Genomic DNA, 14318 nt, shown 5'->3' with positions numbered 1-14318 from the left:
AGATCCTATGGGGAGGTCAGGGCGACGGCGCGGCGGCTGCGGGCCAGGACCGTGCCGACGGCGAAGGCGGCGGCGACGCCGACGGCCACGCTCACCCAGCCGGTCTCGAAGAGCAGGGCGTTGAGGTAGCCGATGGCGACGGTGTAGGCCGCCCACACGACGGCGGCGACGGCCGAGGCTGTCTGGAAGTCCTTGCGCGGCATCTCCGGGTCGGTGGCCGCGACGGCGGTGGCCAGTGTCCGTCCGGTCGGGATGAGCCGGGCGAAGGTCATGGTGCTCTTCGGGCGGGCGCGGAGCGTCTCGCGCATGGTCTCGTTGACCTTGGCGACTCTCGGCATGCGCGCCAGGAGGCGGTGGGCGGGACCAGCTCCCGGCCGGATGGCCCGGTAGGCGAGGTTGTCGCCGATGGTGGAGGCGACCGCGCCGGCGATGAACAGCATCAGCATCTGGGCGAGAGTCCCGTCGTGCTTGCCCGCGTAGACGACCGCCACGATCAGCAGTGAGCCGCTGGGCAGCACGGGCACGAACACATCGAGGATGATCGAGACCATCACCAGGGCGAGCATCCATGGTGAGCTGAGCAGTTCGGCGATCTGGGTGACCATCGCGGTGGTGGGACTGTCCCTTCTCGGGGTCCGGCGAGCCTGTCCAGCTTGCCGTACCGTCGGCGCGGCGTCGACGGAGACGAGCTGTGATGTGCACCGTCGGCTCTGCCCGAAGGACATGAACGCCCTTCGTCGGGAGGGTACCTGTCGGCCACTGAGGCGGACCTGAGAGTGCGGAACGCAGGGGATGAACGGGATGAACGCTGACGTACGGACACTCCTGGACCGGGTCGCCGGGCTCGGCGGCTTCTTCGGCCTCCCCGACGCCGGAGCCGAGGCGTGGCCGGAGTCTCACCAGTACACCGCCGCCGAACTGTACGAAGGCGACGGTTGGCCGGTGATCGCCGACCGGACCGGCACCCGCCTCGGCGGTGACCGGAGGGTACTGCTGTCGGTGGCGCAACTGGGGTACCTGGCGCGGCTGCTCTCGCCGATCCTCGGCGCGGCCGTCGTCGCGGGGAAGGCTCTGGTCATCCCACCCGGGGCGCTGGTGGTGCGGCAGACCGCGGCGGGCGGACTGCGCCTCGCGCTGGGCGAAGGCGCGCGGCTGGACGGCCTCGAAAAGCTCTCGCACGCGATCACCGACCTGCACCTCACTCCGCTGACCGCCCGACTGCGCCATGCGCTGGCCCCGACCCTCCAGGCGGGAAACGCCGCGTCCGCGCTCGCCGGCGCGGTGAAGGTCCTGCCGCCGGGGCTTCGCCCGGAAGGCGCGCGCCTGCTCGCGGAACTGCTGGCGCGCCCGCCGCTCGCGGGGGCGTTCACCGCTCCGGGGCTGCGCCGGACGTGCTGCCTGTTCCTGAAACTCCCCGGTGGCGGGGCCTGCGGCGACTGCCCGGTGCCCGCCCGTTCTGTCGTACCGGGGCTCTAACCTGCGAACATGGGAACCCACTACACGAGCCCCGTGGACGTCTTCTTGATCCTCACCCGCGGGGAAGAGGTCCTGCTCGCGCTGCGGGAGAACACCGGCTACGGCGACGGCCAGTGGAACTTCCCCTCGGGAAAGCTCGACGACGGTGAGCCGGTCGACGCCGCCGTGTGCCGCGAGGCCTGGGAGGAGATCGGGCTGAAGCTGACGCCGGAGGACCTCCCCGCACCGAGAGTCCTGCACATCCGCTCACCCGAGGGGCAGGGCCGGATCGGGCTGTTCTACCCGGTGGAGCTCGACGCGGCCCGCTTCGGCGAACCGGTGAACGCCGAGCCGCACAAGTGCGGCGGGCTGCGCTGGTTCCCGGCGGAGCGGGCGCCCGAGGAGACGGTGCCCTACACCGAGCAGGGCTGGGAGCTGTGGAGATCGGGGAAGGCCTTCGGCGCCGCCGGGTGGTGACGGCCGCGGGAGCGGTGCAACGGGTCCCTTGATGGCGGTGGTGTGCACCAGGCAGGTCGGCGACCGCGAGAACGGAAGAGGACGTAGCGGGTAGCGACCGGTGAGGCGCGCCGTGAGCCCGATCACCCCTCCTCCGCACGTCTTGTCATGGCTCGCGGTGCCACCTAGGGTCCATTTGGTGTACGAAACCGTTTCGTACACAACACCTCCCGCCCCAAGGAACCTCCATGGCCTCTCCGCACGCCCCGGCAGCCGAGCGCGACCCGCGCCGCTGGTGGGCTCTCGCCGTCATCGCCGGCGCCCAGCTCGTCTTGATGCTCGACGCCGTCATCGTCAACATCGCCCTCCCCTCCGCCCAGGCCGAACTCGGGCTCTCCGACGGCGACCGCCAGTGGGTGGTCACCTCCTACACGCTCACCTTCGGCGGACTGCTCCTGCTCGGCGGGCGCCTGGGCGACCTCCTCGGCCGCAAGCGCACCTTCGTCGCCGGACTGCTCGGCTTCGCGGCGGCCTCGGCCCTCGCGGGCGCCGCGACCAACGCCGCCATGCTTCTCACCGGCCGGGTTCTCCAGGGCGTGTTCGCCTCGGTGCTCGCCCCGACGATCATGTCCCTGATCGTCGTCACCTTCACCGACCCGCGCGAGCGCGGCAGGGCCTTCGGGCTGTACGGGGTGGTCGGCGCGGCCGGCGGAGCCTTCGGACTGCTCATAGGCGGCGTGATCACCGAGTTCCTCGACTGGCGCTGGACCATGTACGTCAACGTCCCCGTCGCCATCGCCGCCGCCGTCGCGGGCGGGCGCCTCCTCGTCAACGTGCCGGCCGCGCGCCGCGCCCGGCTCGACGTCCCCGGCACCGTCCTGGGCACCCTCGGCATCACCGCCCTCGTCTTCGCCTTCGGGCGCGCCGAGGCCGAGGGCTGGGGGTCCCCCGAGATCATCGGCCTGCTCGTCACCTCCGTCGTCTCGCTGCTCGCCTTCGTCGGCTGGCAGACCAGGGCGAAGGCGCCCCTGGTCCCCCTGCGGATCCTGGCCGACCGCACGCGCGCGGGTGCGTTGCTGACAATCCTGCTGATGGTCTGCGGGAACTACGGCATGTTCCTCATGACCACCTACTTCATGCAGGGCGTCAAGGACTACAGCCCGCTGGAGACCGGCTTCGGCTACCTCCCGATGACCGGCATGATGGTGCTGGTGTCCACGGTGGTGGTCGGCCGCCTCGGCGGGCGCTTCTCCGCCGCCCGGGTCATCGCCGCCGGTCTGACCTCGACGACGATCGGCATGCTCCTGCTGACCCGCATCGACGTCGACGGGTCCTTCGCCACCGAGCTCTTGGGGCCGATGCTGCTGTTCGGCCTCGGCATGGGGATGGCGTTCGGGAAGGTCATCGGCCTGGCGACCCTGGGCGCCCGGCCGGAGGACACCGGTGCCGCCTCGGCGCTGACCAACGTCGGCCAGCAGATCGGCGGCTCGATCGGCGCGGCGCTGCTGAACACGATCGCGATCTCGGCGGCGGCGGCCTACACCGGCTCCGGCGGCCCGGACGCCGCCGCGACGCACGGATTCGGCGTCGCCTTCGGCTGGTCGGCGGGCTTCCTGTTCCTCGCCCTGCTGACGGTCCTGCTGCTCATCCGCACACCGCGCGCCCCGAAACCGGACGTGCCCGAGCCTCAGCGCGAGGTCACCGTGGCGGCCTGATCGAGTCCGCGCACGAGCGGGATCAGGATGGTGTCGACCAGTTCGGCGGCGAACTCGTCGTCGGACTGGACGACCTCGAACCACTTGCGGCGCATGCACATCGCGGGCAGGACTTCCGGCAGGAGGCGGTTGTCCAGCAGTCCCTCCGACAGCTCCCCGCGCTCGCACGCCCACCGCAGCGCGCGCAGGGCGGCCGCCCGGAAAGGCACGACGAACTGCTCGCGCACCATGCCGCGCAACTCGTCGTCGCGCTGGAGGGCCGCGGCGATGCCCGACATGAACGCCTGATCCTCATGGTGCGAACCGAGGTGGTCGCGCAGGACCACGAGCAGGTCGGCGCGCAGGTCGCCGGTCGACTCGCGCTCGGGAGGGAGGGTGTTCAGCCGATTCAGGACCGCCATGGCCAGGTCGGCCTTGCCCGACCAGCGGCGGTAGATGGTCGCCTTGCTGGCGTGGGCGCGCGCGGCGACCTGGTCGATGCGCATCGCGTCGTAGCCGACCTCGGCGATCAGCTCGCGGACCGCGGAGAGGATCGCCGCCTCGCGCTCGGGGTTGAGCCGCAGACGGGGGCCCGCAGACTCCGCCATGGGTGATCATCTCCTTCGCCGGCGACCACGCCAGCCTAGCGGGGGCCAGGTCAGACCGTACTGAACGTGCGCCGGTAGGCCGAGGGGCTGGTGCGCATCGCCCGGGTGAAGTGGTGCCGGAAGGTGACCGGGCTGTCGAAGCCGACGAGGGCGCCGACCCTGGTCACGGGCGCGTCGCCGTCCTCAAGGAGCGGCAGACTCGCCGCGACCCGCTGGGCGATGACCCACCGCATCGGCGAGGTCCCCGTGCGGCGGGTGAAGTGGCGGATGAAGGTGCGCGGCGACATGTGCGCGCGCCCGGCCAGGTCGGCGACGGTGATCGTCGCGGTGAGGTTCGCCAGCGCCCAGCCCATCGCCTCGGCGACGCCGTCGGACTCTTCGCGGTCGAGGACGGAGGCCTCGATGAACTGCGCCTGCCCGCCCTCGCGGTGCGGGGGGACGACGAGCCGGCGGGCGACGGTGTTGGCGACGCGGGCGCCGTGGTCGCCGCGCACCAGGTGGAGGCACAGGTCGAGTCCGGCGGCACTTCCGGCGCTGGTGAGCACGTCGCCGTGGTCGACGTAGAGGACGCCGGGGTTGACGCGCACCTTGGGGAAGCGCTCGGCGAGCAGGCCGGCGTAGCGCCAGTGCGTGGTCGCCTCCCGTCCGTCGAGGAGGCCCGCGGCGGCGAGCGCGAAGGCGCCCGAGCAGATCGACACGACGCGGGCTCCGCGCTCGTGCGCGGCGCGGATCGCCTCGACCACGGCCGCCGACGGGCTCCGGCGGGTCTCGGGTACGGCCGGGACGATGAGCGTGTCGGCGGCGGTGAAGACGTCCAGACCGCTCTCGGCGACGAGGCTGAACCCGCCGACCATTCGCATCGGCGCGCCGGGCCGCTCGGCGCACACGTCGAGGCTGTACCAGGGCCCGTCGATCTCGGGCCGGGGCAGCCCGAAGACCTCGACGACCGAACCGAACTCGAAGGGCGCCATCCCCTCGGTGACCAGGACGGCGACCCGGTGCGGACGGGTGGGCGCGGCGAGAGTCGGCATGGCGTGATCTTAGCGGTGATGGGCGTTCACGCCACTTCCGGCCGCGCCCGGCGGCGGGAAGGATCAAGCGCATGACGCAGACAGCACCCGCTCCCAACGCCGCGGCCGCCGCCCACTTCAGCGCCCGGCTCGCCTTCGAGACCGACGTCAGCGACGTGCACGAGATCGTGGAGAAGAAGCTCAAGGTCACCGTCGTCGACACGCGGTCGATCGAGTCGTGGAACGCCGGCCACATCCCCGGCGCGCTGCACCTGCCGACCGGCAAGGTCCGCCACCGGGCCGGAGGGCTCGTCGACCAGGACAGGCCGGTCGTCGTCTACTGCTGGGGTCCCGGGTGCAACGGCGCCACCAAGGCCGCCCTCGCCTTCGCCGAACTCGGCTACCGGGTCAAGGAGATGCTCGGCGGTTTCGAGTACTGGGTCCGCGAGGGCTTCGGGTACGACACCGCCGACGGCCCCGCCCGCCGTCCGGCCGACCCGCTCACCGCTCCCCCGGGCATCGCCTGCTCCTGCTGACTTCCGGTGGGTCCCCGGCGTCCCGAGACGCCGGGGACCCACCTCCCGCCCCAGGTCGGTCAGACACCCGTGTGCTGGGTGATCCAGTCACGGTGCAGGGGAATGGACGTGTACCCGGCCTGGCCGTTGCCGGCCGGCTGCCAGCCGAGCGCGCACACGCCCGCCTGGACGAAGCCGCCCGTCGCCGGGCTCTGCACGAACACCGGGCCGCCGGAGTCGCCGCCGGCGACCGAGCCGTCGGTCTGCGTGCACAGCAGCGGCGCGGCATCGCTGTGGCAGCCGGTGCCCGAGAGGTATCCGTCGGCGTACTTGAGGTTCTCCGGGAGCGGACCCGACCAGTCGGGGTTCTCCGAACCCCAGCCGTAGAGGGTCAGCGCCTGGTTGAGCTGGATGTCGCCGGACTGGCCGGCGATGGAGACGTAGGTGTTCTGGAAGGGCGTCGCCAGGTGCAGCAGCGCGATGTCGTGGGTGGGCCAGTCGAAGCCCTCATGGCGGATGACCTGGTCGACGGCGACGACCGTGCCGCCTGAGGAACGCGTCAGCGAGCCGATCCGCACCGAGTAGCCGGTGTCGTTGGGGACGCAGTGCGCGGCGGTGATGATCCAGCTCGCCGAGATCTGCGTCGAGGTGCAGGTGAACCCGCCGTCGTGATGGAGGGCCGCGATCCAGGGCTTGACGTCGCCGACGACGCCGCCCCCCACGATGTCGGGGGTGATGACACCGCCGTCACCTCCACCGTTTCCGGTGGTCGAGGCGTATGCCGGGGACGCCGCGAGCGAGGTGAACAGGGCGAGCAGAACCGTCGCGGACAGTAAGCCGATTCGACGGAGAAGAGGTTTGACGGACATGTCTCTCCTTGGGGGTCGAGGGTTGGTTTATACGTGTCTGCCAGACTGCGACAAGGTTGTCAAGACTCATCCCAGTAGGCGGCTTCCGTTGGCGCGCAAGGGAAAGGGGCGGCGGCCGTGCCCGCCGCCGCCCCGGCTCGGGGTCTACAGACCGGTCACGCCGGCGATCCACGACCAGTGCCGGAAGATCGGCGTGTACGCCGCCCATCCCGAACCGGCGGGCTTGTGGCCGACCGCGCAGACTCCCGACAGCAGGTAGGTCCCGGTGACCGGGCTCAACACGATCGCCGGCCCGCCGGAGTCCCCGCCGGCCACCGATCCGTTGGTCTGCGTGCAGATCGCCGGCATCACCGAACTCGCGCAGGACGTGCTCGACACGTACCCGTTGGCGAACTTCAGGCGCTCGGGCAGCGGACCGCTCCAGTCGGCGTGCTCCGAACCCCAGCCGTAGACGGTGGCGGCCTGGTTGACGGCGAAGTCGGCCGAGGTCTTGGCCATGGGCGCGTAGCTGTTGGCGAACGGCTGCGACATGTGCAGCAGCGCGATGTCGTAGGCCGGCCAGTTGAAGCCGGGGTGGCGCGCGACCTGGTCGATCGTGCGGACCGTGCCGCCCGAGGAGCGGTTGAGCGAGCCGATCCGCACCGAGTAGCCGGAGTTGTTGGGCACGCAGTGCGCGGCGGTGAGGATCCAGCTCGCCGAGATCTGGCTCGACGTGCAGGTGAAGGAGCCGTTGTTGTGCAGGGCCGCGATCCACGGCCGGCCGGTGGTGGCGTATCCGCCGCCGACGATGTCGGGCGTGATGACGCCCCCGCCGTCTCCGGGGGGTGCGGCGTGTACCGGGTTCGCCGCGAGACCACCGAGGACAACGAGGGCGAGGGCGCCGAGGAGTAACGCGACCCGGCGCGGGAGGAGTCTTGACATGCCTTGGCCTCCAAGGGAACTATGACGGTCCACCATGGACTGTCGTTTCCACACAGGATCGGACGTCCTGTGCCCACATGTCTCCCATGTCGGGCGGCGGGCTGTCAAGACTCCTCAAGGATCTCCCCGTCGAACACCTCCAGCGTGATCGTCAAGGAGTGCTCGGCGGCGGTGGTCCCGGTGAGGTGGAGGCGGTGGACGACGTCGGGGTTCTCGTGGTGGTCGACGGTCTCGATCCGGTCGGCCGTCGCGGTGAAGTGCTCGGCCGCGTAGGTCAGGGTCGCCTGACCGTGTTCGCCGCGCCAGACGATGATCCCGTCGCCGAGGGCCGGTTCGACGCGACTGACGAAACGCTCGACGAGGGGCAGGCCCGCGGTGGTGAAGCGGTCCCTGATGGACAGTTCGCCGGTGCTCCACCAGTCGAGGACGCGAGTGAAGGATCCCTCGATGTCATAGGCCGCCGAAAGGTCGAGGGCGAAGTGGACGCCCTCGCCGGTGTCGCGGTGGGCGAGCACGACGGCTTCGCGGTCGCGGCCGGGTTGCTGGACGGCACCGTCGATGACCGGCACGGAGTGGCCCTCGGCGGAGGGGTAGATCGAGTCGTAGCGCTGCGGCGAGAAGTAGGACTTGTCGTAGAGGCCGGCGCCGAGGTCGGCCAGCAGCTGCTCCCCGCCGCAGTAGAGCAGGAAGTGGCCGAGGTCGTTGTGGTTGTGGGGTTCGGCGTTGTGCCCGCCCTTGGCGGCGAAGCCGATGCGCACGCCGTCCACAGTGGAGCGGTCGACGACCCAGGCGAGGTCCGGGAGGTAGTCGCGGCGGTCGGGACCGCGGCGGCCGATCAGCTCCGGGTCGGTCCACAGCAGGTTGCGCGACAGGTGAGCCCAGCGGTGGCAGTGGTCGGCGGCGAAGTCCGGGACGCCGGTGAGCTCGGGGACGGTCGTGCCGAGCCGGGCGTTGAGGTGCGAGGCGAGGCCGGTCGGGACCCAGGCGTCCTCGCCGCCGTCGGAGAAGCTGACGCAGCGACCCTCGCCGAAGTCGACGACCGCCGGGAAGGCGGCGATGGCGGCGGTCTCGGGGAGCATGTCGAGGCCGGTGCGGGCGCGCAGGGCATCGGCGAAGTAGACGAAGTAGCCGTATCCGTAGACCCAGTAGGACAGGCCCTCCGGGCAGCCGCCGTCGGCTTCGAAGCCGGAGCGGAAGACGGCCATGGCGCGCTGCGCCCGGTCGATGATCCCGGTGAGGCGGCGCGGCTCGCCCTCGTCGAGCCACAGCGCGGCCATCCCGGCGGCGCCGGCGCAGACGGCCGACCAGTTGTTGGTCATCGTCTCCCAGTGCTGCGGCCGGATGTCGTCGAGCCAGGGCGCCAGGACCCGGCGGCGGACCTCGTTCTCGACGCGCGCGACGGTCTCGGGGTCGAGCTCGCCGCGCAGCAGGCCGACGGTCTCGGCAAGGGTGTGCGCGGTCTCGGCGGCGAAGAGGTCGACGCCGAGGTCGGGGGTGCGGCCGAAGAGATCGGCGTGGTACTTGTGCGCCGGCAGGCACCAGCTGTACTCGTCGCAGATCTGCCACAGCACTTCGTCGAGCCGGGCGAGGTCTTCGGGCCGGCGGTCGACGAGGGCGGCTGCGGCACGGGCGGCGAGCCGGCCCCGGCGCGCGAAGTAGCGGCGCTCGTAGGCCATGCGGTCGCCGTCGCGGACGTAGCGGCCGTAGAGCTCGTGGGTGAGTTCCGGGAGCGGTGCGGTGTCGGCGGCCTCGGCACGGACTCCGGCCAGGAGTTCGGCGAGTTCGGGCCGTTCGGCGACGGCGCGGAAGGCGGCTTCGTCGAGGATGGGGGTCGGCGCGGCCTCGTCGATGGCGGCGCGGATCTGCGTCAGGGTGTACACGGCGGGGGTCTCCGTCCACAGTGCGGCGAATGCTCAGAATCGAACAGAACTGAGCACGTTCACAAGATCGCCGTGAACTCTAGTTCATCCCCGGGTCGGCCGGATAGAAGGCGACGGCCGCCAGTAGCCCGACCTGCCGGCGCCAGACCATCGGCCACAGCTCCTCCGGGGTCGGGGAGAACGCGTCGCCGGGCAGGACGTCGAAGACCAGCCAGGCGCCCTCGTCGATCTCGTTCTCCAGCTGCCCGGGCCCCCAGCCGGCGTACCCGGCGAATATCCGCAGGCCGTCCAGCGAGTCCGCCAGCGGTTCGGGGTCGGCGGCCAGGTCGAGGGTGCCCAGACGGCCCGCGAAGGTGCGGAAGCAGTCGGGCTGGCTGACGTCGGTGCGCAGACGCGCGACGGCGATGGCCGACTCGGGCTGCACCGGCCCGCCCTCGAAGACGACCGCCGGTTCGGGGATGAGCCCGTCCCAGCCTTCGAGAACATCGGTCACCGGCATCTCGGTGGCGCGGTTGAGGACGACACCGAGGGCGCCGTCGGGTTCGTGGCCGAGCAGGAGCACGACGGTCCGGTCGAAGTTCGGATCCTTGAGCACCGGGCTCGCCACGAGCAGGCGCCCGGAGAGGGACGCGACGGTCCGGTAGTCGATCATTCCGGTCTCCTCAGACACCGTTTCCCTCCCTTCGCGCGGTACGCCGTACCTACCCCACGCACGTTAGCGGGTGAACCGGGCACTGCACAGTACCTCTACCGACACCGGACGGTGACGATCACACCGTAGCGGCCGGGATCCTGACTGTGAAGCGGCATCCGTGAGTCACGTTCGCGACTGATACCTCGCCGCGGTGCGCTTCGACGAGCCCGCGGACGATGGCCAGACCCAGTCCGCCGCCGGGTGTTCCGGCCGGTGTCCGGGCGCTTTCGCCGCGAAAGGCGACGTCGAAGAGGCGAGGCAGGTCATCGTCGGCGATGCCGCCGCAGGTGTCGGTCACCGCGAACCATCCGGCGTCGCCGTCACCCCCACCGGTGACGGTGACGGTCCCGTCGGCGGGAGTGCTGCTGATGGCGTTGCGGAGAAGGTTGGCGACCACGCGCGAGAGTTCCTTCTCGCTGCCGCGCACCACCGGCCAGGCGCCGTCGACGGCCACGAGCCGCACGCGTTTGGCGTCGGCGACGGGCGCGACGGCGGCGACGACGTCGGAGACCACGTCGCGCAGGGACAGCGACTCGATCGTCAGCCGCAGCGCCCCGGCGTTGATGCGGGAGAGTTCGAAGAGGTCCTCGACGAGGGCGGCCATCCGGTCGCACTCGACGCGGATGCGCCGGTGGAAGTCGGCGACGGTGCCGGCGTCGGCGACCATGCCGTCCTCCAGCGCCTCGGCCATCGCGCGCATGCCCGCGAGGGGCGTGCGCAGGTCGTGGCTGACCCAGGCGACCAGGTCGCGCCGGCCCGCTTCGAGGGCGCGCTCGCGCTCGCGGGCCTCGGCGGCCCACATCGCCTCGGCGGTCAGCCGCCGGCCCAGCCACAGGCCGACCGACAGACTCACCACGCCCGCGACGGCCAGCACGACGAGCAGGACGGTCAGGTCGTGCTCGTTGATGAACATCGCCAGGGACGTGCTGACCACGCCGGCGGTGACGGCCAGGACGGTCACGGCGAGGACGCCGCCGACGTGCGCGGTGACGCTGCGGCCGCGCAACCGCCGCAGGACGAGCGCGCCGGGGATCGCCACGGCCAGGGAGCCGGCGAGCGCGAGGAGGCCGACGAGGATCAGGTCACGCATCGGCGGGCTCCGCGGGTTCGAAACGGTAGCCGACGCCCCAGACGGTGCGGATGCGCCGGGGGTCGGCGGGGTCGGCCTCGACCTTCTCCCGCAGGCGGCGGACGTGGACGGTGACGGTCGACTGGTCGCCGAAGTTCCAGCCCCAGACCTCTTCGAGGAGTTCGGCGCGCCGGAAGGCGCGGCCGGGGTGGCGCAGCAGATGCGCCAGCAGGTCGAACTCCCGGACGGTCAGGGCGAGCGCGGCACCGTCCAATGTGGCCGTTCGCGCGCCGGCGTCGACGACGAGGCCGCCGTCGGCGAGGACCTCGGATGCCGCCGCCCGGCCCGCCGGTGCGACCCGGCGCAGCACCGACTGCACCCGCAGGACCAGTTCGCGGGGGGAGAAGGGTTTGGTGACGTAGTCGTCGGCGCCGACGCGCAGCCCGAGGATCCGGTCGGCCTCCTCGCCGAGCGCGGTGAGCATCACGACCGGAACGTCCGATGTGGACCGCAGCACTCGGCACACCTCGATGCCGTCGACACCGGGCAGCATCAGGTCGAGGACGACGAGGTCCGGCGCGCCCTCACGGAACGCGCGCAGACCCGCCACGCCGTCGGCGGCGAGCGTGACGCGAAAGCCCGCGTGCTCCAGGTAGCGGCGGACGACGTCGCTCACCGTCGGGTCGTCGTCGACGACCAGGACGTGCGGTGCTTCGGCTGCCATGGGGCAACGGTAAGCGCCCGTGGGGCGGAGAGGCGGGGACGGGCCGGGATGTCACGGAGACGTAAGGATCTTGAGGGCCGGGCGAACTCCCGCTCAGGTCTCCCCACTCCACCACTACGGCGGTCCGCCTTCGCGGCACGCGAACGGCCACCGTAGGGCGAACTCCCGCTCAGGTCTCCCCGCCGAGGTCTTGGACGTAAGCCTCGTACAGCAACTCCGCCCCCATCTCCCGATGCCGGTCCATCTCGGCGACCAGTTCCCGCGACCATCGCCGCACCCACTCCGGCCGCGCGTGCTCGCTGCGCATCAGCAGCAGGTCGATCGCCGACGCCAGGTGTGAACTGTCCCGGCGCAGGGCCGCGACCCGTCGTTCCAGGCGCGGGGCCGCGTCGCACAACTCGCGGTAGAGGCCGCCGGGGCCCTCGGTCGCCGCGACGTGCGCGTAGAAGGCGTCGCGCAGTGCGTAGACGCTCTGCCTGAGCCGTGACCGCCAGATCTCCTCCCCCGCCACGAGTCTCCACTCGCGAATGTCGGAGGCCGCGTACTGCTTCAGCTGGTCGATGTTGTCGAGATAGTCGACTCCGTACTGGGGTGTCGCCGCCATGGCGCACCTCCTTCGGTGCCTACCGACCGACCGGCAAGCGGTCATACCGAGGCGGTGTCACCGAGGCGATGCCACCCAGCCAGTATCGGTCATCCGTCAGCGGGCTTCCCTAGATGATCGGCCATGGAGCCGGACGATGTCCAGAGCTACCGAGCGGTCACCTGATGTCGTCACGCCTGCGCACGGGATTCGCCGGTGGCACGGTGGGGCCCGAGTGGCGGATGCGGCCGCTGGTTCGCGCCGGGCCGGTGCGCGCTCGGCCCGGCGCGCCCCTCCCCGCGCCTGCCGACGTCGAATCCCCAGGTCAGACGCGCCGGGCGTAACCGGAATGCGCGGGCGCGGTCCAGGCGTTACTCTTAGCGGACAACAACACAGGGGGCTGACTGGTTTCGACTTTGTGCGTCGATTCAGGGGAAGCGTGCCGAGGATGCCGACAGTGTCTCGTTAATCAGTGTCGGAAACCAACAAGTGCCAACTCTAAGCGCACTTCCTTCGCTCTCGCTGCCTAAGCGACAGTGAAGGTGCCGGCCCGGGAGCCGCGTTCGTCCCGGTTTGCCGGCATCATTTAGAACGCTAGGGCGCCAGGACTGGCCACAGGGCCTGGACCCGAAAAGTACCGTGGCTGGAGCCCGTCACACCGACTTGCTCGCGTGATCGGTGGGGCTTGAGGAAAGACACAGCGAGCTGCGCACGGAGAAGCCCTGTTGAAGCGATGAAGGACCCGGGTTCAATTCCCGGCAGCTCCACCAGTACGGACCTTGTAGGCGAGGTCCGCACAGCCCTTGTGCCGAAGGCCGTCCCGTCAGGGGCGGCCTTCGTTGTGTTGTGGCGGCGACTGTTCCCGCTCGCGCCGACCCGCCCCGCAGACCGTTCGACCTACCGCGAGGCCGCGCCCCTCACTCCCGGCGCAGCTTCGCGCCGGCGTCGGTCTTCAGCCAGTCGGCGAAGGTGAGCAGCCCCGGGTGGATCTCGCGCAGGGCCGGGATGTCGGCGTGCCAGTCGCCGTAGGACTGCTCGCCGCGCAGCACGCCGTCGCCGATGCCCATCGCCCGCATGGTCTCCACGCTGTGCGGTGAGATGTCGATCGGTCCGGTGACCGCGCTGATCGCCGCGACGAGCTCCTCGCGGGGAAGTTCGTCACCGGCGAGTTCGTAGCCCTTCCCGGCGTGGCGGTCGGGGTCGGCGAAGGCGAGGGCGGTGAAGGCGCCGATGTCCTCGACGGCGATGAGCTGCACCCGCGAGGTCGGCGGGACCAGGCGCAGGACCGCGTACTCGCCGCGCACGCCGATGACCGGGTGGGCGTGGTTCTCCATGAACATGACCGGCCGCAGCACGGTGGTGGGGACACCGAGTCCCTCGATGTGCTTCTCGATGGCGGCCTTAGTGGCCCACGCGCTGTGGCCGTCGGCGCGGTCGGCGGCGCCGACGGAGGTGTACACGAGGTGCTCGACGCCGGCGGCGGCCGCGGCGTCGGCGACGTTGACGCCCAGGGCGACCTCGTCGACGACGACGCCGCCGAAGTTGGCCGGCTGCACGCTGAAGACGCCGTGGGCACCGGCGGCGACGGCGTCGAGGGAGGCGCGGTCGGCCATGTCGCCGACGACGAGTTCGGCTCCGGCGGCGGCGAGACCGGCGGCCTTGGCGGGGTCGCGGACGAGCGCGCGGACGTGCCAGCCGTCCTTGAGGAGGTGACGGGCGGCGGCGCCGCCCTGCTGGCCGGTGGCGCCGGTGACGAGGATGGTTCGCATGGTGGTCCCCTTGCTACTCTCGAGCGAAATGGAGCGGTGCTCCGAACCGTAACGGAGCAGCGCTCCGGATA

Annotated in this window: 15 protein-coding genes and 1 other RNA gene; 5 read left to right on the top strand and 11 right to left on the bottom strand. The window is 71.3% G+C overall.

Annotated features, from left to right (window positions below):
* Positions 1–5: 5 nt before the first annotated feature.
* Positions 6–605, bottom strand: coding sequence for a VTT domain-containing protein (locus AB0I28_RS27650; protein WP_357498095.1), 600 nt, complete (start codon positions 603–605; stop codon positions 6–8).
* A gap of 196 nt (positions 606–801) precedes the next feature.
* Between AB0I28_RS27650 and AB0I28_RS27645 the strand changes: the two genes are divergently transcribed.
* The 3 genes from AB0I28_RS27645 to AB0I28_RS27635 all read left to right on the top strand — a co-directional run bounded on the left by AB0I28_RS27645 (position 802) and on the right by AB0I28_RS27635 (position 3626).
* The gene (locus AB0I28_RS27645; RefSeq protein WP_357498094.1) at positions 802–1476 is read left to right on the top strand and encodes a (2Fe-2S)-binding protein; all 675 of its coding nucleotides are present in this window, start codon (positions 802–804) and stop codon (positions 1474–1476) included.
* A 9-nt stretch (positions 1477–1485) separates the two neighbouring features.
* Positions 1486–1932: an NUDIX domain-containing protein gene (locus AB0I28_RS27640; protein WP_357498093.1), complete on the top strand. Its 447-nt coding sequence runs from the start codon at positions 1486–1488 to the stop codon at positions 1930–1932.
* A 227-nt stretch (positions 1933–2159) separates the two neighbouring features.
* Positions 2160–3626, top strand: coding sequence for an MFS transporter (locus AB0I28_RS27635; RefSeq protein WP_357498092.1), 1467 nt, complete (start codon positions 2160–2162; stop codon positions 3624–3626).
* On the opposite strand, the gene AB0I28_RS27630 is transcribed toward AB0I28_RS27635, so the two are convergent.
* Entirely contained in the window at positions 3599–4213 is a 615-nt protein-coding gene (locus AB0I28_RS27630) for a TetR/AcrR family transcriptional regulator (protein WP_357498090.1), read from the bottom strand. The two genes, AB0I28_RS27635 and AB0I28_RS27630, sit on opposite strands and share 28 nt — an antisense overlap.
* 50 nt (positions 4214–4263) lie before the next feature.
* Positions 4264–5244, bottom strand: coding sequence for a helix-turn-helix domain-containing protein (locus AB0I28_RS27625; protein ID WP_357498088.1), 981 nt, complete (start codon positions 5242–5244; stop codon positions 4264–4266).
* A 71-nt stretch (positions 5245–5315) separates the two neighbouring features.
* On the opposite strand from AB0I28_RS27625, the gene AB0I28_RS27620 reads away from it, so the two are divergent.
* Positions 5316–5759 (top strand): rhodanese-like domain-containing protein, encoded by a 444-nt coding sequence (locus tag AB0I28_RS27620; protein ID WP_357498086.1) that lies wholly within the window; start codon positions 5316–5318, stop codon positions 5757–5759.
* Between the two features lie 59 nt (positions 5760–5818).
* Here AB0I28_RS27620 and AB0I28_RS27615 read toward each other — a convergent pair whose 3' ends face one another.
* The 7 genes from AB0I28_RS27615 to AB0I28_RS27585 all read right to left on the bottom strand — a co-directional run bounded on the left by AB0I28_RS27615 (position 5819) and on the right by AB0I28_RS27585 (position 12499).
* Entirely contained in the window at positions 5819–6607 is a 789-nt protein-coding gene (locus AB0I28_RS27615; RefSeq protein ID WP_357498084.1) for a trypsin-like serine protease, read from the bottom strand.
* Between the two features lie 144 nt (positions 6608–6751).
* Positions 6752–7528 carry a serine protease gene (locus AB0I28_RS27610; RefSeq protein WP_357498083.1) on the bottom strand — a complete coding sequence of 259 codons (777 nt, stop codon included), beginning with the start codon at positions 7526–7528 and terminating at the stop codon, positions 6752–6754.
* 104 nt (positions 7529–7632) lie between these two features.
* Positions 7633–9408: a heparinase II/III family protein gene (locus AB0I28_RS27605; RefSeq protein WP_357498081.1), complete on the bottom strand. Its 1776-nt coding sequence runs from the start codon at positions 9406–9408 to the stop codon at positions 7633–7635.
* Positions 9409–9487: 79 nt separating this feature from the next.
* Positions 9488–10060 carry a YqgE/AlgH family protein gene (locus AB0I28_RS27600; RefSeq protein ID WP_357498079.1) on the bottom strand — a complete coding sequence of 191 codons (573 nt, stop codon included), beginning with the start codon at positions 10058–10060 and terminating at the stop codon, positions 9488–9490.
* A 118-nt stretch (positions 10061–10178) separates the two neighbouring features.
* Positions 10179–11192 (bottom strand): HAMP domain-containing sensor histidine kinase, encoded by a 1014-nt coding sequence (locus tag AB0I28_RS27595; RefSeq protein ID WP_357498078.1) that lies wholly within the window; start codon positions 11190–11192, stop codon positions 10179–10181.
* The gene (locus AB0I28_RS27590; protein WP_357498076.1) at positions 11185–11895 is read right to left on the bottom strand and encodes a response regulator transcription factor; all 711 of its coding nucleotides are present in this window, start codon (positions 11893–11895) and stop codon (positions 11185–11187) included. The genes AB0I28_RS27595 and AB0I28_RS27590 overlap by 8 nt, the downstream gene beginning before the upstream one ends.
* Before the next feature lie 169 nt (positions 11896–12064).
* Positions 12065–12499 carry a hypothetical protein gene (locus AB0I28_RS27585; RefSeq protein WP_357498074.1) on the bottom strand — a complete coding sequence of 145 codons (435 nt, stop codon included), beginning with the start codon at positions 12497–12499 and terminating at the stop codon, positions 12065–12067.
* 375 nt (positions 12500–12874) lie between these two features.
* Between AB0I28_RS27585 and ssrA the strand changes: the two genes are divergently transcribed.
* Positions 12875–13248: a transfer-messenger RNA gene (ssrA, locus tag AB0I28_RS27580) on the top strand.
* A gap of 147 nt (positions 13249–13395) precedes the next feature.
* On the opposite strand, the gene AB0I28_RS27575 is transcribed toward ssrA, so the two are convergent.
* On the bottom strand, positions 13396–14247 hold the full coding sequence (locus AB0I28_RS27575; RefSeq protein WP_357498072.1) for an NmrA/HSCARG family protein: 852 nt from the start codon (positions 14245–14247) through the stop codon (positions 13396–13398).
* Positions 14248–14318: the final 71 nt, after the last annotated feature.

Source organism: Phytomonospora sp. NPDC050363, from assembly GCF_040655735.1.
GTDB lineage: Bacteria > Actinomycetota > Actinomycetes > Mycobacteriales > Micromonosporaceae > Phytomonospora.
The sequence above is the reverse complement of the archived record's forward strand: the minus strand, read 5'-3'. Positions and strand labels throughout refer to the sequence as shown.